The sequence below is a fragment of the Cellulomonas sp. PS-H5 genome, assembly GCF_019265565.1.
In the GTDB taxonomy this organism is placed as follows: domain Bacteria; phylum Actinomycetota; class Actinomycetes; order Actinomycetales; family Cellulomonadaceae; genus Cellulomonas.
The window spans coordinates 1-24,342 of the sequence record NZ_JAHVCI010000032.1 but is presented as its reverse complement, the minus strand read 5'-3'; the positions used below and the strand labels follow the sequence as shown (position 1 = coordinate 24,342).

Here is a 24,342-nt window from a genome sequence, read left to right as displayed (position 1 = left end):
GTAGACTGCCAGGCATGACGTCCGTGCACGCGCCGAGGCCGGCGCTGGTCCCGGGCACCGTGAGCCCCCGGCGACCGGTCCCCGCCTCGATCCCCCGCCCCGAGTACGTCGACCGGCCCGCGCCGACCCCGTACACCGGCAGCGACGTCGTCGCCCCCGAGGTCGTCGAGCGCATCCGGGTGTCCGCGCGGATCGCCGCGCAGGCGCTGCAGGAGGTCGGCCGGCACGTCGCACCCGGGGTCACGACCGACGAGCTGGACCGCATCGGCCACGAGTTCCTGCTCGACCACCACGCGTACCCGTCGACGCTCGGCTACCGGGGCTTCCCGAAGTCGGTCTGCACCTCGGTGAACGAGGTCATCTGCCACGGCATCCCCGACTCGACCGTCCTGGAGGACGGCGACATCGTGAACCTCGACATCACGGCCTACGTCGACGGCGTGCACGGCGACAACAACGCGACGTTCCTGTGCGGCGACGTGGACGAGGAGTCCCGGCTGCTCGTCGAGCGGACCGAGGAGGCGCTGGCGCGCGCGATCAAGGCCGTCCGGCCGGGCCGCGAGGTCAACGTCATCGGCCGGGTCATCGAGAAGTACGCCGCGCGGTTCGGCTACGGCGTCGTGCGCGACTACACCGGTCACGGCGTCGGCGAGGCGTTCCACACCGGGCTCGTCATCCCGCACTACGACGCGGCCCCGATGTACGACCGGGTCATCGAGCCCGGGATGGTGTTCACGATCGAGCCGATGCTCAACCTGGGCACCGCCGACTGGACGACGTGGGACGACGGGTGGACCGTGGTCACCGCGGACCTGCGCCGCAGCGCGCAGTTCGAGCACACCCTGCTGGTCACCGACACCGGAGCGGAGATCCTCACACTCCCATGAGCAACCACCACGGCAAGAACGAGCGCACGGCGTTCGGCATCGACATCGGCGGGTCCGGCATCAAGGGCGCCCCGGTCGACCTGGCCACGGGCGAGTTCGCCGCCGACCGCGTCCGCATCCCCACCCCCCAGCCGGCCACCCCCGCCGCGGTCGCGGAGACGGTCGTCGAGCTGGTCAAGCGGTTCGACCTGCCCGAGGACGCCGCCATCGGCGTGACGTTCCCGGCGGTCGTCCAGCACGGTGTGGCCCGGTCCGCGGCGAACGTCGACGGCTCCTGGATCGGCACCAACATCGAGCACGTCCTCGGCGACGCGCTCGGCCGGCCGGTCCTCGCGGTCAACGACGCCGACGCCGCCGGCTACGCCGAGACCCTGTACGGCGCCGCGCGGTCGACCTCCGGCGTCACGTTCATCTGCACGCTCGGCACCGGCATCGGGACCGCCATCGTCGCCGACGGCGTCCTGGTGCCGAACCTCGAGCTGGGGCACCTGGAGATCGACGGCTTCGACGCCGAGAGCCGCGCTGCCGACTCCGCGCGCGAGCGCGAGGACCTCGACTTCCCGCAGTGGGCCGAGCGCCTCCAGCGGTACTTCGGCGTCATCGAGGACCTGTTCTGGCCGGACCTCATCGTCGTCGGCGGTGGCGTGTCGAAGCACCACGAGAAGTTCCTCCCGCTGCTGCACCTGCGCGCGCCGATCGTGCCGGCGCAGCTGCGGAACGCGGCCGGCATCGTCGGCGCCGCCGCGCTGGCCGCGCGGGCCGGCACCCCCGTCGCGGGCGTCAAGGGCGACTGACGACCGGGCCCGGCCCGCGGTCCGCCGCGTGCCGGGCCCGATCCGCCGCCCCGGGGGTCTGGTGCGGCGGCCCGCGGCGACCTACCGTCGCGCCATGGGACTCGCCGTGGCGCAGCTGTGCGTCGACTCGCACGACCCCTCGTCGCTCGCCCGCTGGTGGGCCGACGTGCTGGGCTGGCGCGTCGTCGAGGAGGACGACGACGAGGTCGACCTGGAGCCGCCGCCCGGGGTCTCCGCGTCGCCGTGGCTGTTCCTGCGGGTGCCCGACGCGAAGCGCGTGAAGAACCGGCTGCACGTCGACGTGCGGCCGCCGGACGGCTCCGACCAGGCCAGCGAGCTCGAGCGGCTGCTCGCGCTCGGCGCGGTGCGGGTCGACATCGGGCAGGGCCCGGACGCCACCTGGCACGTGCTCGCCGACCCGGAGGGGAACGAGTTCTGCCTGCTGCGCTCGACCCCGTCCGAGCTCGCGGCGCTGCTCGCCGCGGAGGCGGCCGGGTCCGCGGAGGCCCCCGCACCCTGACCTGGGCGTTCGCCGTCCACCGATCGGGTCCTTCCGGATGCGCGGGCGGACGGCCGGGCTTAGCGTCGGATCACGACGGACCGGTCCGAAGAAGGAGGACACATGGGACTCGACGACAAGATCGCGAACGCCGCTGAGAAGGCCGCGGGCAAGGTCAAGGAGGCCACCGGGCGCGCCTCGGACGACGAGCGCCTCGAGGCCGAGGGCCGCGCCGACCAGTCGAAGGCGGACATCAAGGGCGCCGGCGAGAAGGTCAAGGACGCGTTCAAGCACTGAGCCGGCGCATCGGCTCGCGCGCCCCGTCCCGGGCACCCGGGGCGGGGCGCGCTGCTGCGCGGGGACGGGCGCCGCTACGCGGGGGGCGGCGTGGGCCGAACGGTCGCGCGGAACCGCGCGCCGCCGCCGCGGGTGGCGACGGGCTCCCACTCCCCCGACCGTGCGAGCCCGACGACGTCGAGGTGCACCTGCGCGATGTCGGCGAGCGGCAGCGGGAAGTCCGGCGACGTGGTGCGGCTCTCCGCGAGGGGCACGCCGCCGTCGTCCAGCAGCGTGAGCGTCCAGGTCAGCGCGTCGGTGCCCGCAGGCACCGGCGAGTGCACGTCGACGTGCCGCGCGAGCGCGGCCTCCGGCCCGCTGAGCGCGGCGATCCGGGGCAGGCGTCGACGTGTCATCCGGGCCCCCTGCGTCGTGCGCGGGGCCGTCGTCCTCAGCCCCGCGCCCAGCCTGGGGCCTCGGGCGGCGTTTGACCAGGACCTTCGTCCCTGGCGACCCTGCGGTCCGGGTGTCAGAGGCGCCGCTCCAGCAGCACGACGTCGCGCCACTCCCCGGCGAGCGGTCCGTGCGTCATCCGGGCGATCCGCTCCCGCCGGCCCACCACCCGGAACCCCGCGGCGGCGTGCAGCGCCAGGCTGCCGGCGTTCTCGGGGAACACCGTCGACTGCACGGTCCACACCCCGCCGGCCTCGGCCGACGCGAGCAGGGCGTCCATGAGCGCACGGCCCACGCCACGGCCGCGGGCGGCGGCCCCGACGTACAGCGACGCCTCGACCACGCCCGCGTACACCGCGCGGCGGGAGACCGGGGAGGCGGCGACCCAGCCGAGGACCGGGTCGGCGGGGCCGGCCGGTGCGTCGGGGGCGGCGTCCAGCGCGACGAAGCGGTGCTCCGGCAGGTGGGAGGCGTCGAACTCCGCCCACGCCGGCGCCGCGCTCTCGAACGTCGCGTGGCCGGTCGCGATCCCCTCCGCGAACACCGCGAGCACCCCCTCGGCGTGCTCGGCGGTCATCGGGCGGACGGTGACTTCGGGCTGCACGCCGGCCATTCTCACCCCGCGCGCGGGCGGTGGGTGACATCACCCACGACCACCCGCGCGTCGGCGAGGGCGACGGCGCACACTGCGGTGGTGAACCTCGCGCAGACCGTCCCGGGCGGCCTGTCCCGGCTGCGCGCCGCCGTCCCGCTGCTGAACGCGCGGCCGGTCCCGCCCGGCGTGCACCACGACGTCGACCGCCCGATCCCCGTCACCGTGACCCTCCGGTGGGAGTCCGGCGTCGAGCCGCTGGACACCATCGCGGTCGAGTGGACCGCGACGCTGGTGCGGGTGCGGATCGTCGACCTGCGCGTGATGACGGGCGCGGTGTGGGTCCCCGCGTCGGACGTGCGCCGGAGGGCGTGCGCGTAGCCGCGTGGACGGCCGTCAGGCCAGGCGCTCGACCCTGACCGCCGCGTGGTGCTCGCGCGGAGAACCCGGGCGGGCGCCCCACGACACGACGCCCTGGGCGACGGCGCCCACCTCGGCCGGGACCGCGCCGACGTAGTGCGCTCTAGGGTCGTGGGTGAGCCGCTCCGCGAGCTCGGTGAGGCTGCGGCTGTCGGCGGCCTCGTCGGCCGCGAGCCGGGTCATCCTGAAGCGTGCGTCCGTCATGACGGGCCCCCTCGCCGGTCTGGTCCTCCCAGGATACGAGCGGGGTCGCGCACGCGTGGCAGCCGGGAGCGCGAACGGCGCATACCGAGCGAATCGGGACATAGGCCGTGTCGTGTCAGGCACCGTGCACGGACTTTCACGACCACCTCGGACTGCGCCACCACCTGCACCGACGTCGTCGGCGCGGAGGTCGACACCGCGCCCCGGCGCGACGCCCCCGGCCGTCCGTGCTTACGGTCGAGGCGATCGGAGCACCCCTGATCGACGCACCTCACGAGGAGTCCAGGAGGAGTCCCATGACCCAGCGCCTGTGGATCACCAGCACCGTCACGGCCGGCCTGCTGCTCGGCAGCACCGCCCCCGCGCTGGCCGCCGACGCACCCGCCACCGCCGGCACCACGACGACGCCCGTCGCGGCGGTCGTGCCGCTCGCGGCCGCGGACGTCGAGGCCGCCGAGCAGGCGATCCTCGACCGCACGAACGCCCTGCGCGCGAGCGAGGGCAAGCCGGCGCTCGTGCGGAACGCCCAGATCGACGCCGTCGCGGCCGCCTGGGCCGAGCACATGGCCACGACCGGCCAGTTCCAGCACAACCCGGACTTCTTCCGGCAGATCCCGGCGGGCTGGCGCACGGCCGGGGAGAACATCGCGATGAACTCCTACGACCCGGTCGCGCTGTACACGCAGTGGCAGAACTCGCCGCCGCACCGCGCCAACATGGTGAACCCGGCGTTCAACCAGATCGGCATCGGCGTCGTCGAGCACGGCGGGCTGTACTACGGGGTCCAGGTGTTCGGGGGGTACTGATCCCGCTCCCGCACCGACCCGAGTACGCGACGGAGCCCCGGCCTCACAGGCCGGGGCTCTCTCGTGCGGATGAGCTGGCCGGTACGCCGGGTAGCGGCACGAGCGACGCTCACCCGCAGGAACATCGCGCCGGGGGCTGCCCGGGGGCTACGCGGCGTCCGGCAGCACGACCAGACCGTCCGTGGTGTCGCGCATCCGCCCGTCGTCGTCCGGCCAGAGGTGCTCGTACGTCCGCAGCGTCCCGGTCGGGTCCTTGTGCCCGAGGCGGGACGTCACCGCCCGCGGTGACGACCCGCCCGCGATCAGCTTCGACGCGTGGAAGTGCCGCAGGTCGTGCCAGCCGGAGCTTTCCGGCAGACCCACCTTCGCCGCGGGGGCCCTCCACCCCCTGGACACCATGCCGCGGGTGATGCACCGGCCCTGCCCCGTCTTCAGCACCAGGCTGTCGTCGAGTGGCCCGAGCCACGCACCAGCACCACCCACCACCGCCGAAGGAGCCGGGTGCCCCGTAAAGAGCCGAAGCCCTCACAGAAGTGCCGTCGTCCACTTCCTGACCTCTCCGTCAGGGCTGTCCCGCCAGCTCACCGTGATCTCGTTCGGCGAGGCACCCATGGCCCGCAGCACCATCACGCGAACCGAGGCGTGTTCGTCGACGACCGCCCAGTCGCGCGGCTCGACGCGCGCAGGTTCGACATCGAACGACAGCGCGACGTCGTACAGCTTCCGCGGGGCGCTGTTCGACAAGCTCACCGCGTTCTTCCCCACCCGGAACACGTTCCAGGGCGTCGGCGTCGGCGCCATCGCGGCGCGCTGCCGCGCGAGCTTCTGCGTCGCCTGCTCGACCTTCTCCTGCTCGAAGCGCTCCTTCTCGAGCTCGTACGCCCTCCTGGCGTACTCCGCCTGGGCGTTCGCCGCCTCCGTCTGTTCCCTCGCCTGGGCGACCTGCGCCCGCGCGTACCAGACCGCGCCGAACGACGCGATGAGCGCCAACACTGATACCACGAATGCAGCGATGATCATGGCCGGAGGCTACCTGTGACCGACCTCCTGACCGTGGCCCGCGTCCTCCTCGCGCACGGCTACTCGGTCATCCCGATCCGTACGGACGGGTCCAAGGCACCTGCCCTGCCCACCTGGAAGCGGCACACCACCGAGCGCACCACCGAGGTGGATCTCGTCGGCTGGTTCGGCGGCGACGACCCGCACGACCTCGGCGTCGTACAAAGCGCCGTCTCTGGGGGCGCCGAGCTCACCGAGATCGAGGGGCGCGCCGCCGGGCGCCTCGGCGACTTCAAGGCCCCCGCCGACGACACCGGCCTCGGGGATCTGTGGACGCTCGTCACCCAGGGGTGGGTGGAGATGTCCCCGTCCCGCGGGTTCCACTTCCACTACCGGGTCACCGGCATGAACGTCCCGGGCAACCTGAAGCTGCCCCGCGGCGCCGACACGCTCGTGCTCGCGGAGACCCGCGGTGAGGGCGGCCAGGTCGCCGTGGCCCAGTCCCGCCACCACGCCACCGGCCGGCCCTGGACGCGGCTCATCGGCGGGCCGGCCACCGCCCCCGTCCTGCCCGAACTGTGACGCATCCCGCCCGTGGCGTGACGCGTTCGTGACGCGTCCGGCCCCTGCAAACCCGCAGGTTGTGACGCTTGGTGACGCATGTGACGCATTTGTCGGACATGTCAGTGCGGAGCGCGCACACGGCAGCGGGAACAAGCACTACGCGTCACACGCGTCACTTGGGGTCCGTCGTGACCACCCGCCGGTGCTGGCTCGAAAACCCGCGCCGAGCGCACCGGCAGGACCCCGGACCGTTCGGCACCAAGGCCGTTCCGCGCTGGTGCCAGCGCTGCCGGCGGCTCGTCCTGGCCGGGTACGACGGCGACCTCTGCGCGACGCTCCGCATCGCCGACCCCTACCGACCGACCCCGCAGCTCGAAGCCGCCTGCGTGGTCCTGGCCGTGCGCACCTTCGCGCTTCGCGGCTTCCCCGGCCGGTACCCGCTCGCCCCCCGGCACCTCCCCCCGTCGATCCCATCGGCGTCAAGCCGTCCGCCAACCAGGTCGTCGTCCTCGCCGCGCACGACTGCGACCGCCCGCCCGCCCCTGACCCTCGCACGCCTGCCTGAACCCGCACCCAGCGTCGCCCCCGGCGACGTCCCGCCCTTCTGAGAGGACCCGTCATGGTCAACCGCCCCAAGCAGATCGGCACCGCCGCCGAGACCGCCGTCGTCCGCGCCGCCCGCCCCCGCGGCTTCCCCCACGCCGGCCGGCTCACCCTCACCGGCGCCCTCGACGGCGGCGACGTCGGCCTCTGCCCCGGCGTCATCGTCGAGGTGAAGGGCGGCGCCGCCAAGGACGCCTCCGACGGTACGATCGACGGCCGGCTCGTCGAGACCGAGCGGGAGCGGGCCAACGCCGGCGCCGCCGTCGCGTTCCTCGTCACCCAGAGGCCCGGCGTCGGGCCAGCCGACGCGCACCGGTGGTGGGCGTGGTTCCGGCTCGGGTGGGTGCCCGAGCTCGCCACCGTCCCGCCGCACGACGGCCTCATCATCCGCATGCAGCTCGGCGACGCCCTGCAGCTCCTGCGCGCCGCCGGCTACGGCAACCCGCTCGACGCGGACCAGGCGAACGCGCCGACGAGCGTTCCGAACGGCGTTCGCGTGCAGGAGGTGGCGTGACTACGTCAACAGAAGTCCCCAGACGGGTCTGGGCTGGTCTCGCAGTTGGTGACGCGATCGAACTCTCTGATCGCTCGCTCGAACCACCGCTCGTCCACGAAGCCGATCTCGGGCTCGCCGGTGAGCCCGACCAGGGTTGGTGGCATCGCGTTGGCGACGTCGAACATCGCGCTGACCGCCTCGTCCGTGCCGACGATGTGCACCGCGTTGGTCGCGCGCTGCAGGTTGTAGCGCAGCGTCTGCACCTCGTCTCGAGAGATTGCGCACGGCTCGATCGGAGGATCGCTGATCTCGCAGGTGAAGCGTTGCGCCATCCCCGTGGCGAACTCGTTGGCCGCGTCGCGGTACGCGGTGTAGACGGGACGACGCAGGTCGCGTGCTTCTCGCTCCCGGTCAGCATGCAGGTTCATCGTGGTCACCGAGATGCTGCCGCCGACGGCGATGGCGCCGCCGAGGAGGGCGCCGCCGAGACCTATGGCGAGGTCCATCCACCACGGTCGTTCTCTCCGCCGACGGCGTGAACCTCCAGGGGGGCTTCTACGCACGGGCCTTCGCATGGCCGGACGGTACCCCGCCAGCCCGGCGCCCTGAGCCTGTTCAGCGGTGGTGTCCTTTGGCCACCCTCGACGAGATCGCCGAGCGCTACGCCCGCACCCACGCCTTCGCCGCGGCTACCGGCCTCGGCCTGACCCGCGCGCAGGAGGACGTCGCGACCCTGCTCGACGTGCTCGCCGACGTGCAGCGCGCGACGTCCGGCGCGGTCGCCCGGGCCGCCGAGCTGCTGCGGCAACGTGACGCGCTCATGGCGGAGCTGGCGCGGGCGCGGGGGTGCAGCGAGGACGTCGTGCTGGTCACGCACGGCATCGACCGGCCGGGGGTGCGGTCGTGAGCCCCGACGCCACGGCCGCCGTCGGCGCCGGCGCGACGCTGCTGGTGCTGCTGGCGTTGGGAGTGATCGGGCTGTGCCGGCGGTGAAGCGCGAGGCGTCAAATGAGGTACGTGGCCGTGAACGGCCCGGCGCCGTCCTCGGTCCACTCCACCTGCACGGACGCGACCGCCGGGCTTGCGAGAGAGCGCGCGATGAGGAACGGGAGGTCGGCGCCGGGTTCGATCGGGGCCGGCACTTCCGCGACAGGAACCACGTCCGCGTACGAGCGACCTGTGCCTTCGAGGCGGGTCACCGTCGCAACCTGCGACGAGTGCGTGTTTCGCAGCGCGTAACGCTCGCGGTGCACGCGAACGACCTCCCAGCGCACCTGACGCCCCGTGTCGGGTGCGACGTCGTTCGCGCCCTCGTTGAAGCTGGCGAGCATCCGCTCGGGGACCTCAAGCGCGGCGTTCTGACGCTCGTTCTCGTGTTCCCGGACGACGTCCAGGCCACTGCGATTGCGAAGCGACTGCACGAAGGCAGCGACAGCGACGGCGGTTCCGCCGAGTCCGCCGATCGCTGCGATCCAGTTCGGCACGGCCTCGCCCCACAGGGGCGTCATCTCGCTGCTCACGGGGCCGAGCCTCCCCCACACCTCTTCCGCACACCAGACCCAACCGAAGGAATCTCGTGCTGACCGACCGCACCTGCCCGCTCCCCACCCCGACGGCGCCCACCATCACCGACGACCGCACCGTCTGCCCCCGCTGCGCCGGCACCCTGCGCGGCCTGCTCACCGACCTGCCCAGGTCTCCTCGCCGATATCGACATCGCCCGCACCCGGCAGGCCCGCGTCGGCGCGCCCGACGCCGGCGGCCGGTCCAGCACCGTCCCTCGGCTGTTCGCGCTCGCCCCCGCCGACGCCCGGTTCGTTCTCCTCGACACTGTCCTCGCCTGGCTCGACTAGGTCACCGCCGTCCGTGGCGACACCCCGCCACGCACCTGGTCCGGCGTCGGCGCGTACCTACGCGGCGCCGTCGACTGGCTCGCCCAGCACCCGGACGGCGCGTGGGTCATCGACGAGCTCACCGCCGCCGTCCGCATCGCCCGCGCCGCCATCGACAGGCCCGCCGACCGGGCCTACGCCGGGCCGTGCAACGCCCAGGTCGACACCCTCTCCGACCCCGACGCCGTCGGGCTGGTGCGCGGCTGCGGCGCCGACCTGTACGCCGTCCCGGACGCCGCCGTCGTCACCTGCCGGGCGTGCGGCGCCCGGTACGACGCCCCGGCTCGGCGCGCGTGGCACCTCGAGCAGGCCCGCGACTTGCTGCTCCCCGCCCGGGACATCGCGCGCGCCGTCGACGGCCTCGGCGTCGACATCAGCCTCGACACCGTGAAGTCCTGGGTCCACCGCAAGCGCCTCGTCGGCCACGGGCACGTCGACATCCGCGACGGCCGCACCGCCGCCACGCACCAGGTCGGCGACGTTCTCGACCCCGTCCAGGCCTCCGCCGACCGCCGTCGCGCCGTGCCCGCGTGACCGCAGCGTCGCCCAGTGGTGCGCGCCGCGTCGCCTACTGGTTGCGCAGCGGCATGGGCACCCTAGTGTTTGCGTAGGTTGGCGTGAGCCCCCGGCGGGGCCATCAGCCTGCCCGGCCCGAGCGCGATCCCCCGCCGGCTCCGCCAGGACCGACCACTAGCCACGCGCCCGTGCCGAGAGCCGCGGGCCGGAGGGGCTCAACCGCGGCACCCAGTACGCTCCAGCCGTGAGGACGTTCGGGCAGGTGCGGGCCATCATCACGCGATGGGGGCGTGGTTTCTTTGGCTGGGCCGATGACGCCCGGTGGTTCCTGCTCGCGGCCGCCGTCGTCGTCATCGTCGCGTGGTACTTCTGGAGCCATGAGAGCGCAACCCGCTCCCTGGCCGCTCTCGCAGGCAAGGCCGACGTGTCAGCGCTCGTCCCCGTTGTGTCCGTCGTTGTGGGTGCTGCTCTGACGTACGCCTTCACCGGCCGTCGGGAGGTTAAGAAGGACCTCCGGGATCGGGTACTCGGGACGGCGTACGAGGCGATCCGAGAGGCTCGGTCGCTTTCGCGAGCGATCCAGCTGTGGGGCTTCCACGCTCCTAGGGGTGGGGGCAAGATCCGCCCCGCCGGACAGCCTGAAGCTCCGTGGCAGACCCTCCCTCCCGAAGAGGCGGCGATGCATGATGCAGAGGCCGTCGCCGCGTTTGAGGCGATCACCAGTTCCATGGATGCTCTCCGCGATCATGTTCTCGAGCTGTCGCTCGTCGCGCCTCGGGAGTTGACGACGGCATTCGAAGCACTCGCGGATCGAACGTTCACGTACCTAATGGAACTCGATCCCGAGGGCGGCGTCCTGCTGGCCGCGGACTTCAACGACTTCGTCGCGGACATCGAGCGCGGCATCAACGACCTCGTGCGGCGCGTGCGACGAGAGGTCAGGGGCGACCACCGCTGAACTTCCCCACCGAAGGCAGGTGACCTCACGTGGCCGCCGGCCCCTGGACCAACGCCGAGGACGCGCGCCTGCGCGAGCTGCACGCCGCCGGGCGCACCCTCGGGGGCGCGGCCCAGGAGATGGGCCGCGCCAAGGCCACCGTGTCGCGACACGCCACGCTTCTCGGCCTCGGCTGAGACCGCGCGCAGACCAAGGACGCGACCCGGGCGAAGAAGCTCGACGCCGAAGCCCGCCGCGCGCAACTGAAGCTGGACCTGCTCGACGACGCCGCCCGGCTGCGTGAGCAGCTGCGGACGCGGACGGTCGCGTACAGCTTCGGCGGGAAGAACAACACCTACCGCCAGCACAAAGGCGACCAGCCGCCGCACGTCGAGCAGCTGAAGCTCGTGCAGGCCACCGCGGCCGCGATCAACGCGTACGGGCGCCTCGAGCAGCTCGACACCGCCGCGGACACCGACGACGCGAAGTCCCGGCCGCAACGCCCCGGAGACCGGCAACGAGCCGCGACGGCAACCGCCGCTACCTCTGACGGCAGCCGACAGCGGCCCCGTCCTCCTCCGGAGGGCGGGGGCGCTTCGCTGTTCTCGGGCGCGGCCGATCCGAGCGGTACCGGTGGTCGCCCGGGGGCTGCGAACTACGACAAGCAGGCATAAGCGCAGGTCAGCGCACCGCACCCACGCGGTCCGCGGGCCTCGAATCATCCCACCGATGCCGCGTTCTTGCAGGTTAGCGGCCGTACAATGCGGATGAGCTGGCCGGTACGCCGGGTTCTGTCCCCGCGCGCGGTTACCCCCGCGCGGGTGGCGACCATCCATCTACGACGCACGTTGCCGTACGCCTCCAGCGGCCTACCCGGGAGCTCGGACGAGCAGCCCTCGAACGCTCCCTGTCTGGCCTTGCTCCGGGTGGGGTTTACCGAGCCGTGCCGGTCGCCCGGCACGCTGGTGGTCTCTTACACCACCGTTTCACCCTTACCACCGTCCGGCCCGAGAGCCGTGCGGTGGCGGTCTGCTTTCTGTGGCACTGTCCCGCGGGTCACCCCGGGTGGGCGTTACCCACCACCCTGCCCTGTGGAGCCCGGACGTTCCTCGGCGAGCCCGAGGGCTCGACGCGGCCGCCTGGCCAGCTCATCCGCGCCGGTCAGCCTACTACGGCCCGGCGCGCCGCCCGCCGCCCGGGACCTCGGCGATCACGTGGCGCACCGCACTCGGGCCCCCGCCCCTGCTCGGCGCCCCGCGCCGCCTACAGTTCAGCGCGTGCTCATCCTGCTCCCCCCGTCCGAGGGCAAGACCGCGCCGGTGCGTGGCGCCGCCCTCGACCTGGCCGCCCTGTCCGCCCCGGCCCTGACGCCGACCCGCGAGCGGGTGCTCGACGCCCTGGTCGCGGCGAGCGCCCGGCCGGACGCCGTGGAGGTGCTGGGCGTGGGCGCGGGCATCGCCGACGAGGTCGCCCGGAACGTCGACCTGCGGCACGCGCCCGCTGCCGAGGCCCGCGCCGTCTACACGGGCGTGCTCTACGGGGCGGCGGGGCTCGACCGGCTGACGACGGCGCAGCGCCGCCGCGCGGCGGAGAGCGTGCGCGTCGTGTCCGGCCTGTGGGGCGTGGTCGCGCCCGAGGACCGCATCCCGGCGTACCGGCTGTCGATGGGCGTGGACCTGCCGGGAGTCGGGCCGCTGGCGGCCGCGTGGCGGGAGCCGCTGCGCGCCGAGCTCGACCCGCGGGCCGAGGCGGGCGAGCTGGTCGTCGACTGCCGGTCCGCGACGTACCTCGCCGCGTGGAAGCCGCCGCGCGCCGCCCACGGCGCGTGGGTGCAGGTGCGGGTGCTCCGCGAGGTCGACGGGAAGCGCTCCGTGGTCTCGCACCACGCCAAGCACACGCGGGGCGTGCTGACCCGGCACCTCGTCACCCGGCGGGGCGCGGCGCCCGCGACGCCGGAGCACCTCGCCCGGGCGGCGCGCGAGCTGGTGGGCACCGAGCTGCTCGCGGTCGAGCTGGACGCCCCGGCGGGCCGCGCGGCGACGCTGTCGCTGGTCGTCGCCTGACCCCGGCGGGACCGTGGTGCGGCCCGCGGGTCCCTGCACCGGGCCTTCACCCGGCGCCCACCCGCCGCCCACCGCCACGGCACGCCCCGGGCGAGCGCCCGGGCTAGCGTGGTGCGGGTCCGGGCGGCCGCCCGACGACAGCGACCGGCAGGACGGGGACGGCAGCAGCATGCGACGCACGGGCACCGCGCGGATCGCGGCGCTGCTGCTGGTGCTCGTCCTGGCGCTGGCCGGCGTCGTGGCGGTCGCCGGCGGGCCCGCGGGCGCGACGACGTCCGGCGGCGGCTCGTCCGCGGAGCGCGGCGGCACGACCGTCCCCGGGACGACCACCGGCGACGGCCAGGACGCGGGTGCCGGCACCGGCGCCGACGCGGGCGGCGCCGCGGTCCCCGCCCCGTCGCCCACGGTGTCGCCCGCGCAGCCCGCCCCGACCTCGTCCCCGGTGCCGACCCCGACGCCGACACAGCAGGTCCCCGTCCCGGTGCCGACGACCGAGCCGGAGCCGGTGCCCACCCCGACGCCGACGCCGGAGCCCGAGCAGACCGGCACCCCGTCGCCCGCTCCCACCCCGACGCCGACCGACGCGGGGGTGGGCGGCTCGCAGCAGTTCAGCCGACCGCCGGCCGTCACCACGTCCTCGACGCCGTGGGCCCAGCTGCTCACGGCCCTGGTGGTCGTGGTCGCCGGCGCGGTCGCGGTCGTCGCGATCTCGGCCCGGCGCGCCCGGCTGGCCGCCCAGGGCGCCGACGGCGGTGCGGCCGGTGCGACGCCCGTGCCGTCCGGCGCGGCAGCCGCGGACGGGGACGGGACGCCGTTCAGCGACGACGGCCCCGACGACGACACGGCCGAGCTGCGCCCGCCCCCGACGTCCGCCGAGGTGCTGCGCCTCATGGTCGTCGCGGGCGAGGCGATGGTCGACGCCGGCCACACGGTGTCCTCGGTCGCCGACACCCTCGACGAGCTCGCCGCGGTGCACGGCGTCCCCGGCACCGAGACCGTCGTCCTGCCGACCGCGCTCCTCGTGTCCGTCCCCGACGGCGACGGCGTCGCGACCGCGGCGGTGTCGACGGGGCGGCGGCCGCTGATGCTGCACCAGGTCGACGAGCTCACCGACGTGCTCCGCGAAGCGTCCGCGCCCGACGCCGACGTCGCCGGCGTGACCGCGCGCATCACGCTGCTGCGGACCACGGCGCCGCCGTTCGGCATGCTCGCGCGGCTGGGCGGGTACCTGCTGCTGTCGGTGGGCCTCGCGGCGCTGCTCGGCGGGTCCTGGGTGGACCTTCTGGTCGCGGCCGGCCTGGGCCTCGCCGTGGGCGCGGTGCAGCTGGTCGTCGGCCGGATGCCGAGCGGCGTCGAGGTGCTGGTCACCGTGGCGTCGGCATTCGTGGTGGCGGCCGCCGTGCTGCTCGCCGCGCGCGTGGTCCCGGACCTCGGCGTGCTGCCGTCGCTGATCGCGCCGCTCGTGCTGTTCCTGCCGGGCGGGCTGCTCACCACGGGCGTCATCGAGCTCGCGACCGGGCAGATGCTGTCCGGCGCCGGGCGGATCGCGGCGGGCGCGATGCAGCTCGTGATGCTGGCGGGCGGCATCGTCGCGGCCGCCGCCCTGGTGGGCGTCCCCGCCGTCGACCTGGCGTCCGGCGGCCACCCGCTCGGGCCGCTGGCGCCGTGGATCGGGGTCGCGGTGTTCGGCGCCGGGACGGTGATCTACCGGTGCGGCCGGCCGCGGACGATCGGCTGGGTGATCCTCGTGCTCGCCGTCGCGTACGGGGCGCAGGTGCTCGGCGACGCGCTGCTGGGCGGGGCGCTGTCGGCGTTCGTCGGCGCGCTGGCGATGACGCCGGTGGCGCTGGCGGTGGCCCGGTTCCCGTCGGGGCCGTCTCCGCTCGTGTCGTTCCTGCCCGCGTTCTGGCTGCTGGTCCCCGGAGCGCTCGGCCTGGTCGGGGTGACCAGCCTGCTCGACGGCGACAGCAACGGGGTGTCCACGCTGGTCACGACCGGCGGGACGATGGTGGCGATCGCGCTGGGCGTGCTCGTGGGGCTGTCCGCAGCGCGGGGCCTGCCGGGACGGCAGGCGCGGTGGTCGCTGGGCGGCGTTCCGGGTCTGATGCCGGCGGCCCGGCCCTGGCCGCGTCGCGGCCGCACGGACCCGCCGGTCTGATCAGCCGCGCGCCGGCCAGCCCTCGCTCGGCGCCCCGGCGACCGCCACCTCGTCGCGCTTGTCCGCGAACAGCCGCACGATGCTCACCGACGCCGGCGCGACCCGCAGCTGGCTCCACGACCCGGGCTGCGCGCCCATGGTCCGACCGAGAGCGGCCCGGATCGACACGGCGTGCGACACGACGACCACGGTGCGGTCGGTCCCCGCCGCGAGCAGACCGTCGAGCGCCGCGCCGATCCGCTCCCCCACGTCGGCGATCGACTCGCCACCCTCGGGCCGCAGGTCGGCGCGGGTGTGCCACGGCTCGAGCTGGCCCGGCCAGCGCTGCTCGATCTCCTCGGCCGTGAGCCCCTGCCAGGCGCCGAAGTCGGCCTCCTGGAACGCGGCGTCCACGCGCGGCGTGAGCCCGAGGCGCGCGCCGATGATCGCCGCGGTCTCCTGGGTCCGGACCATCGGCGACGCGATCAGCTCGGTCGGGTACGGGACGTCGCCCCACAGGTCGTCGCCGACCCGGCGGACCAGCTCGCCCGCGGCGGCGGCCTGCGCGCGGCCGCGCTCGGTGAGCGACGGGCCGGGCTCCGACGAGCCCGAGTAGCCGCGCGACACGGTCATCTCGGTCTCGCCGTGCCGCACCAGGATGACGGTCACCGGCTGGGCGTCGTCGAACCGGACAGCCGCCCCCGACGGCCGGCCGCGGCGCGCGGGCTGCTCGCCGCGCGCGGGCGGCGCCGGGGTGCCGGCCTCGGGCTCCAGCGGCTGCGCACTGCCCTGCGGGCCGTCGGCGGGCATCAGTACGCGTCCTCGCCGCGGACCAGGATCCGGCCGGAGTCCTCGCAGTAGACGATCTCGTCCTCCGGCGTCGCCTTGATCTTGGCGAGCTCGGTGGCGGGGACCGGGAGGCCGCTGCCCTCGGACCGCCCGTGCCGCAGCGCCGCGACGGCCACGCCGCCGAGCCGGCCGCGCAGCCGGTCGTAGAGCTGGATCAGCGGCTCGGCCAGCGGGGCGGCCAGCGCGTCGCGCTGGGTCTTCACCTCGCCGGCCTGCTTCTCGATGATCGCGAGCTCGGCGTCGCGCTCGGCCACGACGGCCGCGCGGTCGTTGAGCAGCGCGGCGTGCGCGGTGGTGAGCTCGCCGAGGGTGCCCTCGTGCGCCTCCAGCCGCTCCATCGCCTCCAGCTCGACCTCCTCGAGGTCGCCCTGCCGGCGGGCCAGCGAGACGAGCTCGCTCTGCAGCGCCTGCAGGTCCTTCGCGGAGCCCTGGCCGGAGTCGAGCCGGGTCTGGTCACGCGCGGCGCGGTCCCGGACCTGCTGCACGTCGGACTCGGCCTTGCTGACCTCGCGCTGGATGTCGCCGACCGCGGTGCGGGAGGCGGCGATCGCGGTGTCCAGGTCCTTCAGCTGCGCGTCGAGCTCCGCGATCCGCTTGTGCTGCGGGAGCGCGGTGCGCTTGTGGGCCAGCTGGTCGAGCTTGGTGTCGAGCCCCTGGAGGTCGAGCAGCCGCTTCTGGTCCTGCGGGGAGGCCTTGGTCACGGGTGGTGTCCTTCCGACGGTGCGGTGGTGCTGGAGGGCGCCGGGACGCGGCCGGTCCACGGGTCGGTGCGCAGGGTGCTCACGCGGGTCTCCACCGTAGTGCCGCGCGCGGCCAGGTCGGCGCGCAGGTCGCGCTCCGCGCCCCGCAGCCAGGGCCACTCGGAGGCGAAGTGCGCGGCGTCGACCAGGTACGGCGGGCTGGCCGCGGCCCCGCGCGCCTCGAACTCGGCGCGCTCGCGCAGCTCGGAGGCCGGGTGGTGCCGCAGGTCGGCGGTCAGGTAGGCGTCGGCGCCGGACGACCGGACGTCGTCGAACAGCGAGTCGCCCGACCCCCCGACGACGGCCACCGTCCGCACGATCGCGTCCGCCGGGCCCGCGTACCGGATGCCCTGCGCCGTCGCGGGCAGCGCGGCGGCGACGCGCTCGGCGAACGCGTGCAGGCTCAGCGGCTCGGCGAGGTGCCCGACGCGGCCGGTACCGGTCGGGCCGTCCCAGGTCGCCAGCTCCAGGACGTCGAAGGCCGGCTCCTCGTAGGGGTGGACGGCGCGCATCGCGGCGACCACCGCGGCACGGAGCCGGCGCGGCGCGACCATCTCGACGCGGGCCTCGACCACGCGGGCGGCCTCGCCGGCACGGCCGATCGCCGGGGTGGCCGCGTCGGACGGCGTGAACGTTCCCTCGCCGGTGCTGGTCCAGGCGCAGCGGCTGTACTCGCCGATCGCGCCGGCGCCGGCCGCGGCCAGGGCGTCGACCAGGCGCTCCGCGTCGCCCGCCGGGACGAACACGACGTGCTTGTCGAGCGGCTCCGCGGGCGCGGGGACCAGGGGGCGCAGGCCCTCGAGCCCGACCAGCCGGGCGAGCTCGTCCGCGACCCCGCCCGCCGCCGCGTCCGCGTTGGTGTGCGCGGTGTACAGGGCGACCCCGCCCCGGATCAGCCGGTGCAGCAGCGCACCCTTGGCACTGGTCGCGGCGACCGAGTGGATCCCGCGGAGCAGCAGCGGGTGGTGCACGACCACCAGGTCCGCGCCCCAGTCCAGCGCCTCGTCGACGACGGCGGCCAACGGGTCGACGGCGAACAGCACCCGACGGACCGGCTGGGCCGGGTCTCCGGTCACGAGGCCGACGCGGTCCCACGACTCGGCGGTGCGCGGCGGGTAGCGGCGCTCCAGCACGCCGACGACGTCGGCGAGGGTGGCGTGCGCGGACGAGGGGGTGGGCGGCGGGGCGGGCTGGCTCACGCGGTCGAACCTACCGGTGCCGGTCACGCCCTCGCCGCCCCGCGCGCGTCAGGGCAGCAGCATCGACTTGATCGCGCGGCGCTCGTCCATCGCGGCGTACGCCTCGGCGACCTCGTCCAGCGGCAGCACCAGGTCGAACACCTTGCCGGGCAGGATCGCGCCGGACCACACCTCGGCGGCGAGCTCCTCGATGTACGCGCGCACCGGGGCGATCCCGCCGCGGACGCCGACGTTGCTGCCGAACATCTGCTGCACCGGCAGCTCCGGCCCGCCCGCGGGGACGCCGACGAAGCCGACCTGCCCGCCCGGCCGCGCGGTGTCGAGCGCCTGCTGCATCGACTCCTTGGTGCCGACGCACTCCAGCACCTGGTCCGGGCCCACGCCGCCGAGCAGGTCGCGCACCGCCGCCGCGCCCTCGTCGCCGCGCTCGGCCACGACGTCGGTCGCGCCGAACTCGCGCGCCAGGGCCTGGCGGGACGCGTGCCGCGACATCGCGATCACGCGCTCGGCGCCGAGCCGCTTCGCCGCGAGCACGGCGCACAGGCCGACCGCGCCGTCGCCGACGACGGCCACCGTCGAGCCGGGTCCGACGCCCGCCGACAGCGCGGCGTGGTGCCCGGTACCCATGACGTCGGTCAGCGTGAGGACGTGCGGCAGCAGGTCGGCGTCGGGGGTGTCCGGCATCGCGACGAGCGTGCCGTCGGCCAGCGGCACGCGGACGTACTCGCCCTGCCCGGCGTCGGTGAACACGCCCTCGGCGTCGTCGCCGCCCCAGCCGCTGCTGTGGACGCAGGACGTCGGCACGCCGTTGCGGCAGTGCACGCACGTGCCGTCGGAGACGGTGAACGGCGCGACCACGAACTGGCCCGGCCGCAGCGTCCGGACGTCCGACCCGACCTCCTCGACCACGCCGACGAACTCGTGCCCGATCCGGCGGGGCTGCTTGGTCGGGCGCACACCGCGGTACGGCCACAGGTCGGAGCCGCAGACGCAGGCCGCGACCACGCGCACGAGGGCGTCGGTCGGGCGCTGGATCGTGGGGTCCGGGACCTGCTCGAGGCGGACGTCGTGGGGGCCGTGGATGAGGGTCGCTCGCACGGGGGCAGCCTACGACGGAGGTGTTCGGCGGGGCATGTCAGTGGTGGCCGGTAGCGTTGTTCCATGGCATCTGACCTGCAGGAACACCCCGACGACGACCCGGTCGCCGCCGTGGTGCTGCCGGTCTACGGGCCCGACGGGACCTGCCTCACCGACTTCGGCCCGGACCCCGTCGTGGCGGCCGGCAGGGCGCCTCGGACCAGCGAGCAGCGGCAGGTCGAGGCGATCGCCGCGTGCCCGCCCGGGCCCGAGCTGGACGCGTGGTTGCGGGGTCTGGACCTGCGGGTGCTGTCCTCGATGGTGCTGGTGGAGGTGATCGCCGCGCAGGACCGGGTCGAGAGTCATCAGCACGCCCGCAAGCTGGCCATGCTCGCCGAGCTCGCCTCTCGGGAGGAGATGAGCCCCGAGTGGTCCCCGCTAGCGGGTGCGCCCCCGACGCAGGCGTGCGTCGCGGGCGACGAGCTGGCGATGCGCCTCGGGTGGTCGCGGGTGACGGCGACCAAGACCGTGCACCGGGCCCTGGTGCTCGACGGGATGCTCGGCGCGACCCGCGAGGCGCTGGAGGTCGGGCACCTCGACGCCGCCAAGGCCCAGATCCTGACGACCGGGTTGGCGGACCTGCCGTTCCAGGTCGCGCACGCCGTCGAGGACGCAGTGCTGCCCGACGCCGACCAGTGCGCGGTCGCCGAACTTCGCCAGCGCGTCGAGCGGGGGATCCGACTAATCGACCCCGAGGGCGCCGCCGCCCGCCGGGAGCGCGCCCGGTGCACCCGGAGGGTGTCTCACCCGCGCCCGCAGCCGGACGGGATGGCCTCGATGTGGCTGGTCCTGGACGCGGCGGACGCGCCGCGCGTCGACGGGGTCCTCACGCACGCCGCCAAGACCGCCAAAGCCCTCGGTGACGACCGGACCCTGGACCAGCTGCGCGCCGACGGCCTGCGGGACCTGGTCGTGGGCGATGTGCCGGACTCGGACGGGCCGGCGTTCGAGGTCCACCTGTCCCCAGGCCTGCCGGTGCCGCCGGAGCCGCGACGCTCGTGGAACAGCGCGATCCTCACCGACCGGGACGGTGTGGTGCTCACCCGCCCGGTCGAGCCGATCCCGATAGCCACCCTCACCCCACTCGACGACACCGCCACCACCACCGACGCAGTGCCGGGCGTCGGCCACCCCGCTTCGCCGGCCGGAGCGCCGGACACACCACCAGGGGCCGCCACCGACGCCGAGGGCGAGGTCGAGACCGACACCGTCGCGACCGCGTCGAGCACGCCGTCCGGGGCCGCCGCGTCCGGCGCACCGTCCGGGACCATCGCACCCACGCTCGCGCCGACCACCGTCGTGACGACTCCCGCGCCCGCGCGCCGCGCCTGCACCCGCTGCTCAGGCCGCCCGGGCGCCGAGGTCCGCATCACCATCCCCGCCTCCACCCTGCTCAGCCTGGACGACCAGCCCGCCCACCTCGACGGCCACAGCCCCATCGACGCGGTCCAGGCCCGCGCCCTGGCGATCGGCGGGGTCTGGCAGCGCGTCATCACCGATCCCCTCACCGACCGGGTCCTGGACGTCGGCCGCGAGCGATATCGACCGCCCGCCGCCCTCGCAGAACTCATCCGCGTCCGGGACAAGACATGCGCCGCACCCGGGTGCAGGGTCCCGGCGTGCGGTTGCGAGCTCGACCACACCCAGGAGTTCCACCCCCAGCCGGGTGGCGACCCCGACGCGCCCCTGGGTGGCACCGACGCGGACAACCTCGGGCCCCTGTGCCACCGGCACCACCGACTCAAGACCGACGGCGACTTCCGGCTGCGGCAGATCAGCCCCGGGCTCTACGAGTGGCTCACCCCCACCGGGCACCGCTACCTCACCCGACCCGGCACCGGACAGACCCACGACGCCACGGCTGATCCGTACGACGCACCACCGCCGTTCTAGCCGCCCATCCCCCGACCCGAGCCCGAACGACACCCGGTGCTGCCCGCGTCGTCGATGTCGGTGGTGCGCGGCACACTGGGCCCCATGTGTGGCCGCTACGCGCAGACCCGTGCCGCCGACCAGCTCGAGCGCGACCTCGCGATCGACCGGATCCTCGGCGAGCACCCGGGCCCGTCCTGGAACGTCGCCCCGACCCAGGACGTGCCGGTGGTGCTCGAGCGCGTCGAGGACGACGGCCCGCAGCGCCAGCTCCGGCAGGCGCGGTGGGGCCTGGTGCCGTCGTGGGCCAAGGACGTGTCGATCGGGTCGCGCATGATCAACGCGCGCTCGGAGACCGTGCTCGACAAGCCGGCGTTCCGGAAGGCGGCGGCGAGGCGGCGCGCCCTGGTCCCGATGGACGGGTACTACGAGTGGCAGGCCAACGAGCGCGGCCCCAAGACGCCGTACTTCCTGCACGGGGCCGAGCCGCTGGCGGCGGCCGGGCTGTACGAGCTGTGGCGCGACCACGCCAAGGCCGACGACGACCCGACACGCTGGCTGTGGACCGTCACGATCATCACGCGCCCCGCGACCGACAGCCTCGGGCACATCCACGACCGCTGCCCCGTGCTGCTGCCCGGTCACCTGTGGGACGGCTGGCTGGACCCGTCGATCACCGCGGCTGACGAGGTGGGCGCGATGCTGGTGAACGTGCCGGAGCCGCACCTGACGCCGCGCGAGGTCGGCCGGGCCGTGGGCAACGTGGCGAACGACGGTCCGGCGCTGGTCGCGCCGGTCGACCCGACCGCCGAAGGCTGAGCCGGACGCCCGCCGGGGCACTCGCCTCGCCGCCTCGGGCTGCCCACCCTCGCCATGCGCCTGGTCGCCCGCCCTCACCGCGCCGGGCCGCCCCCTCGCCGCGCGCCGGGTCGCCCCCCTCGCCGCGCGCCGGGCAGCGCCCGCCCCACGCCACGGGTCTGCGCGCGTCAGGCCGCCACGCGCGCCTTCGCCGCCCGCCAGTAGCCGCAGAACGTGACGTCCTGCTTCGGCACGCCCGCCGCGACCCAGTGCCGCCGGGCCGCGGCGACCAGCGACTGCTCCCCCACCACCCAGGCGGTCACGGGCTCGTCCGGCACCGGCAGCGCCTCGACCGCCGCGAGCACCGCCGGCCCTGCCACGGCGTGGGGGTCGTCGCGCACCACCCAGCGCACCTGCACGCCGGCCGGGCCGGCGAGGTCCTGGACGTCGTCGGCGTGCGGCACCTCGACGACCGCGAGGCCCCGGGCACCGGTGCCGAGCGACCCGAGGATGCCGGCGACCGCGGGCAGACCGGTCTCGTCGGCGACGAGCAGCACCCGGTCGTGCGCGGTGGCCGCGGGGAACGTGATGCCCTCGTCGAGGATCGCGACGGCGTCCCCGGGCGCGCAGGTCTGCGCCCAGGTCGCGGCGGGCCCGGAGGTGCCGTCCTCGGGCGTGCCGTGCAGAACGAAGTCGACGTCGAGCTCCGGGCCCTCGGGGCCGTCGGGCCGGTGCGCGCGGACGGTGTAGTTCCGCAGCACGGGGCGCTCGGTCCGGGCGATCGCGAGGTACTTCAGGTACGCGAGGGTGTCGAGCTTGTTCGGCAGCCGCGACAGCACCGCGTCGTCGGCGACAGGGATGAACAGCCGGAACCACTGGTCGTAGCCCATCGGCCGGAACCGCGCCGCGTCGCCGCCGCCCAGCGTGACCCGGACGAACCCGGTCGACACCCGCTCGGTGCGCAGGACGTGCAGCGTCAGCAGCTCGGTGACCTCGGGCTTGCGCCGGCCGGCGTTGATGTTGCTGCTGCGGGCCACGGGCGCGCTCCTGTCGTCGAGGTTGGTAAGGCTGTCCTTACTGGAGCGGCGACCGTAGCAGCCGCGGCCCCGGCGCCGGAATCCCCCGTCCGTGCCCGGCGGCGCCCGGCCCGGGACGTCGGTCCGTGGTGGCGGGCGCCGCGCGGTGGCGTGATGGTGCGCATGACCCCCGCGGGCACGGACCACCGGCCGGACCCGGACGAGCCCTCGCCCGGCGTGCTGCTCTGCTGGATCCCCCTCGGCGCGGGTGGGCCGCGGGTCGTGCGGGCGAGCGGCCGCGCCTACGAGGCCGGCGCCGCGCTCCGCGACCGCCGCCCGCGCCGGGCGCTCGTGCACGCCGCGCTGCTCGTCCGGCCGGCGACGGGTCCGGAGGTCGCGGTCGAGGTGGCCCCCGCGTGGGGGCAGCCGGCGGGCGACCGCGGCGTCGTCGCCACGGGCCCCGTCGGCGCGCGGGTCCTCGGCGGGTCCCGGCTGTTCCGCTACGAGGTGCGGTGCTGGGCGGGCGGCTCGGTGCCGGACCTCGCGTGGGCGGTCGCGCGGCGGCGGGCGACCACCGACCCGCGGGTGGCCGCGGCGCTGCTGGCGGCGGCGCCGGGCGTGCCGGTGCGGACCTGGAGCGGTCGCGCGCCGGGCGACCGGGACATGTGGACGTCGAACTCGGTCGTCGCCTGGCTGCTGGCCGCCGCGGGGCTCGACCCCCTGCCCCTCGGGCCGCCGCCGGGCTGCCGCGCACCGGGCTGGGACGCGGGCGTGCGGGCGGCGCCCGGCCGACGCGACGCCCTCCCTACGCCTTCCGGGCCCGCCGCCCCCGATCGGCGCGGGCAGGGCCGGATCGCGTAGGCCGCGGTCAGGACACCCGGCCGAGCGCCACGGCGGCGTGCAGCAGCGCGCCCAGGGACTCGTTGTCCGTGATCCCGCCCGCGCGCACCAGGGCCGGCAGGTCGGACCACGGGACCCGTCGCACCCCGACGATGCCCTCCTCGTCCTGGGCGTGCGCCTCGTCGGCCGGCCGCAGGCCCCGCGCGAGCAGCACGTGCCCCGGGGCGTGCGCCACGCCGTTGAGCGAGAACACCGGCCCGAGGTGCGTCCACTCGTCGGCGGCGAGCCCGGTCTCCTCGCGCAGCTCGCGCGCCGCGGCGACCAGCGGGTCCTCGCCGTCGGACCCGCCCGCGGGCACCTCGAGCGACACCGCGCCGGTGGTGTACCGCTCGACCTCGACCAGCACCACCTCGTCGTCGTCGGTCACCGGGACGACGAAGACCGCCGGCTGCCGGACCTCGACGACGCCGTACACCCCGTCGCCGCCGTCGGGCCGGGTGACCGAGTCCTCGCGGACCCGGATCCACGGGTTCTCGTAGACGGTGCGGGAGTCGTGGGCGTGCCAGGCGGACATGCCCGCCATCGTGCCAGGACCCGGGACGTGGTCCGGCCCGGCGGCCTCGGGGGCCGGTCGCCGGGGCGGGTCGCCGGGACGGGTCGCCGGGCCGGGGCGCGGGCCGGGGGGTGGGCCCGCGCCCGACGCCCGGAGGGCGGGCGCCGGGCTCAGCGCCGCCGGCCGCCTAGCCCGCGGGA

Annotated in this window: 30 protein-coding genes and 1 other RNA gene; 17 read left to right on the top strand and 14 right to left on the bottom strand. The window is 75.3% G+C overall.

What is annotated here, in order from left to right:
- Positions 1-14 precede the first annotated feature (14 nt).
- From map to J5O08_RS12970, 4 genes are all read left to right on the top strand, one after another.
- A complete protein-coding gene (map, locus tag J5O08_RS12985) occupies positions 15-887 on the top strand; it encodes a type I methionyl aminopeptidase (protein ID WP_210417299.1) in 873 nt (290 codons plus the stop codon).
- A complete protein-coding gene (ppgK, locus tag J5O08_RS12980) occupies positions 884-1,681 on the top strand; it encodes a polyphosphate--glucose phosphotransferase (protein ID WP_218707307.1) in 798 nt (265 codons plus the stop codon). Before map ends, ppgK begins: the two co-directional genes overlap by 4 nt.
- A gap of 94 nt (positions 1,682-1,775) precedes the next feature.
- On the top strand, positions 1,776-2,201 hold the full coding sequence (locus tag J5O08_RS12975) for a VOC family protein (RefSeq protein ID WP_218707306.1): 426 nt from the start codon (positions 1,776-1,778) through the stop codon (positions 2,199-2,201).
- Between the two features lie 102 nt (positions 2,202-2,303).
- Positions 2,304-2,477: a CsbD family protein gene (locus J5O08_RS12970; RefSeq protein ID WP_217616112.1), complete on the top strand. Its 174-nt coding sequence runs from the start codon at positions 2,304-2,306 to the stop codon at positions 2,475-2,477.
- 74 nt (positions 2,478-2,551) lie between these two features.
- Here J5O08_RS12970 and J5O08_RS12965 read toward each other — a convergent pair whose 3' ends face one another.
- Both J5O08_RS12965 and J5O08_RS12960 read right to left on the bottom strand, forming a co-directional pair.
- On the bottom strand, positions 2,552-2,872 hold the full coding sequence (locus J5O08_RS12965) for a hypothetical protein (RefSeq protein ID WP_218707305.1): 321 nt from the start codon (positions 2,870-2,872) through the stop codon (positions 2,552-2,554).
- 113 nt (positions 2,873-2,985) lie between these two features.
- Positions 2,986-3,522: a GNAT family N-acetyltransferase gene (locus J5O08_RS12960; protein WP_218707304.1), complete on the bottom strand. Its 537-nt coding sequence runs from the start codon at positions 3,520-3,522 to the stop codon at positions 2,986-2,988.
- Between the two features lie 81 nt (positions 3,523-3,603).
- Here J5O08_RS12960 and J5O08_RS12955 point away from each other — a divergent pair, with 81 nt between their 5' ends.
- Positions 3,604-3,882, top strand: coding sequence for a hypothetical protein (locus J5O08_RS12955; RefSeq protein ID WP_218707302.1), 279 nt, complete (start codon positions 3,604-3,606; stop codon positions 3,880-3,882).
- Between the two features lie 15 nt (positions 3,883-3,897).
- Here J5O08_RS12955 and J5O08_RS12950 read toward each other — a convergent pair whose 3' ends face one another.
- Positions 3,898-4,125 (bottom strand): hypothetical protein, encoded by a 228-nt coding sequence (locus tag J5O08_RS12950; RefSeq protein ID WP_218707300.1) that lies wholly within the window; start codon positions 4,123-4,125, stop codon positions 3,898-3,900.
- 296 nt (positions 4,126-4,421) lie between these two features.
- Here J5O08_RS12950 and J5O08_RS12945 point away from each other — a divergent pair, with 296 nt between their 5' ends.
- Positions 4,422-4,931 (top strand): CAP domain-containing protein, encoded by a 510-nt coding sequence (locus tag J5O08_RS12945; protein WP_218707299.1) that lies wholly within the window; start codon positions 4,422-4,424, stop codon positions 4,929-4,931.
- Between the two features lie 147 nt (positions 4,932-5,078).
- On the opposite strand, the gene J5O08_RS12940 is transcribed toward J5O08_RS12945, so the two are convergent.
- Both J5O08_RS12940 and J5O08_RS12935 read right to left on the bottom strand, forming a co-directional pair.
- A complete protein-coding gene (locus tag J5O08_RS12940) occupies positions 5,079-5,369 on the bottom strand; it encodes a tyrosine-type recombinase/integrase (protein WP_218707298.1) in 291 nt (96 codons plus the stop codon).
- Between the two features lie 87 nt (positions 5,370-5,456).
- Entirely contained in the window at positions 5,457-5,951 is a 495-nt protein-coding gene (locus tag J5O08_RS12935; protein WP_218707297.1) for a hypothetical protein, read from the bottom strand.
- 15 nt (positions 5,952-5,966) lie between these two features.
- On the opposite strand from J5O08_RS12935, the gene J5O08_RS12930 reads away from it, so the two are divergent.
- Both J5O08_RS12930 and J5O08_RS12925 read left to right on the top strand, forming a co-directional pair.
- Positions 5,967-6,512 carry a bifunctional DNA primase/polymerase gene (locus J5O08_RS12930; RefSeq protein ID WP_218707296.1) on the top strand — a complete coding sequence of 182 codons (546 nt, stop codon included), beginning with the start codon at positions 5,967-5,969 and terminating at the stop codon, positions 6,510-6,512.
- A gap of 601 nt (positions 6,513-7,113) precedes the next feature.
- Complete coding sequence (locus J5O08_RS12925; protein WP_218707295.1) at positions 7,114-7,611, top strand: hypothetical protein; 498 nt, start codon at positions 7,114-7,116, stop codon at positions 7,609-7,611.
- 5 nt (positions 7,612-7,616) lie between these two features.
- Here J5O08_RS12925 and J5O08_RS12920 read toward each other — a convergent pair whose 3' ends face one another.
- Positions 7,617-8,099 (bottom strand): hypothetical protein, encoded by a 483-nt coding sequence (locus J5O08_RS12920; protein WP_218707294.1) that lies wholly within the window; start codon positions 8,097-8,099, stop codon positions 7,617-7,619.
- 125 nt (positions 8,100-8,224) lie between these two features.
- On the opposite strand from J5O08_RS12920, the gene J5O08_RS12915 reads away from it, so the two are divergent.
- Complete coding sequence (locus tag J5O08_RS12915; RefSeq protein ID WP_218707293.1) at positions 8,225-8,500, top strand: hypothetical protein; 276 nt, start codon at positions 8,225-8,227, stop codon at positions 8,498-8,500.
- A gap of 97 nt (positions 8,501-8,597) precedes the next feature.
- Here J5O08_RS12915 and J5O08_RS12910 read toward each other — a convergent pair whose 3' ends face one another.
- Positions 8,598-9,113, bottom strand: coding sequence for a hypothetical protein (locus J5O08_RS12910; RefSeq protein ID WP_218707292.1), 516 nt, complete (start codon positions 9,111-9,113; stop codon positions 8,598-8,600).
- A gap of 567 nt (positions 9,114-9,680) precedes the next feature.
- Here J5O08_RS12910 and J5O08_RS12905 point away from each other — a divergent pair.
- The 3 genes from J5O08_RS12905 to J5O08_RS12895 all read left to right on the top strand — a co-directional run bounded on the left by J5O08_RS12905 (position 9,681) and on the right by J5O08_RS12895 (position 11,135).
- Positions 9,681-10,019, top strand: a complete 339-nt coding sequence (locus J5O08_RS12905) for a hypothetical protein (RefSeq protein ID WP_218707291.1) — start codon at positions 9,681-9,683, stop codon at positions 10,017-10,019.
- Between the two features lie 226 nt (positions 10,020-10,245).
- Positions 10,246-10,959: a hypothetical protein gene (locus J5O08_RS12900; protein WP_218707290.1), complete on the top strand. Its 714-nt coding sequence runs from the start codon at positions 10,246-10,248 to the stop codon at positions 10,957-10,959.
- 29 nt (positions 10,960-10,988) lie between these two features.
- A complete protein-coding gene (locus J5O08_RS12895; protein ID WP_218707289.1) occupies positions 10,989-11,135 on the top strand; it encodes a hypothetical protein in 147 nt (48 codons plus the stop codon).
- A 567-nt stretch (positions 11,136-11,702) separates the two neighbouring features.
- Here the strand turns inward: J5O08_RS12895 and rnpB are convergent.
- An RNA gene (rnpB, locus tag J5O08_RS12890) (RNase P RNA component class A) lies at positions 11,703-12,089 on the bottom strand.
- Positions 12,090-12,215: 126 nt separating this feature from the next.
- Here rnpB and J5O08_RS12885 point away from each other — a divergent pair.
- The gene (locus J5O08_RS12885; RefSeq protein ID WP_218707288.1) at positions 12,216-13,001 is read left to right on the top strand and encodes a YaaA family protein; all 786 of its coding nucleotides are present in this window, start codon (positions 12,216-12,218) and stop codon (positions 12,999-13,001) included.
- 169 nt (positions 13,002-13,170) lie between these two features.
- Entirely contained in the window at positions 13,171-15,159 is a 1,989-nt protein-coding gene (locus tag J5O08_RS12880) for a threonine/serine exporter ThrE family protein (protein WP_218707287.1), read from the top strand.
- Here J5O08_RS12880 and J5O08_RS12875 read toward each other — a convergent pair whose 3' ends face one another.
- The 4 genes from J5O08_RS12875 to J5O08_RS12860 are packed head-to-tail and all read right to left on the bottom strand — an operon-like array spanning position 15,160 to position 19,024.
- The gene (locus tag J5O08_RS12875; protein ID WP_217616120.1) at positions 15,160-15,948 is read right to left on the bottom strand and encodes a histidine phosphatase family protein; all 789 of its coding nucleotides are present in this window, start codon (positions 15,946-15,948) and stop codon (positions 15,160-15,162) included.
- Positions 15,948-16,688 carry a zinc ribbon domain-containing protein gene (locus tag J5O08_RS12870; protein ID WP_218707286.1) on the bottom strand — a complete coding sequence of 247 codons (741 nt, stop codon included), beginning with the start codon at positions 16,686-16,688 and terminating at the stop codon, positions 15,948-15,950. Before J5O08_RS12870 ends, J5O08_RS12875 begins: the two co-directional genes overlap by 1 nt.
- Positions 16,685-17,926, bottom strand: a complete 1,242-nt coding sequence (locus J5O08_RS12865; RefSeq protein WP_218707285.1) for a Nif3-like dinuclear metal center hexameric protein — start codon at positions 17,924-17,926, stop codon at positions 16,685-16,687. The genes J5O08_RS12870 and J5O08_RS12865 overlap by 4 nt, the downstream gene beginning before the upstream one ends.
- A gap of 48 nt (positions 17,927-17,974) precedes the next feature.
- Complete coding sequence (locus J5O08_RS12860; protein ID WP_218707284.1) at positions 17,975-19,024, bottom strand: zinc-dependent alcohol dehydrogenase family protein; 1,050 nt, start codon at positions 19,022-19,024, stop codon at positions 17,975-17,977.
- Between the two features lie 63 nt (positions 19,025-19,087).
- Here J5O08_RS12860 and J5O08_RS12855 point away from each other — a divergent pair, with 63 nt between their 5' ends.
- Both J5O08_RS12855 and J5O08_RS12850 read left to right on the top strand, forming a co-directional pair.
- Positions 19,088-20,956 carry an HNH endonuclease signature motif containing protein gene (locus J5O08_RS12855; RefSeq protein ID WP_218707283.1) on the top strand — a complete coding sequence of 623 codons (1,869 nt, stop codon included), beginning with the start codon at positions 19,088-19,090 and terminating at the stop codon, positions 20,954-20,956.
- Positions 20,957-21,040: 84 nt separating this feature from the next.
- Complete coding sequence (locus J5O08_RS12850; protein ID WP_218707282.1) at positions 21,041-21,754, top strand: SOS response-associated peptidase; 714 nt, start codon at positions 21,041-21,043, stop codon at positions 21,752-21,754.
- A 167-nt stretch (positions 21,755-21,921) separates the two neighbouring features.
- Here the strand turns inward: J5O08_RS12850 and J5O08_RS12845 are convergent, their stop codons facing one another.
- Positions 21,922-22,770 carry a siderophore-interacting protein gene (locus J5O08_RS12845; protein ID WP_218707281.1) on the bottom strand — a complete coding sequence of 283 codons (849 nt, stop codon included), beginning with the start codon at positions 22,768-22,770 and terminating at the stop codon, positions 21,922-21,924.
- A 162-nt stretch (positions 22,771-22,932) separates the two neighbouring features.
- Here J5O08_RS12845 and J5O08_RS12840 point away from each other — a divergent pair, with 162 nt between their 5' ends.
- Positions 22,933-23,610 (top strand): hypothetical protein, encoded by a 678-nt coding sequence (locus J5O08_RS12840; RefSeq protein WP_218707280.1) that lies wholly within the window; start codon positions 22,933-22,935, stop codon positions 23,608-23,610.
- Positions 23,611-23,617: 7 nt separating this feature from the next.
- Here the strand turns inward: J5O08_RS12840 and J5O08_RS12835 are convergent, their stop codons facing one another.
- A complete protein-coding gene (locus J5O08_RS12835) occupies positions 23,618-24,163 on the bottom strand; it encodes an NUDIX hydrolase (RefSeq protein WP_218707279.1) in 546 nt (181 codons plus the stop codon).
- Positions 24,164-24,342 lie beyond the last annotated feature (179 nt).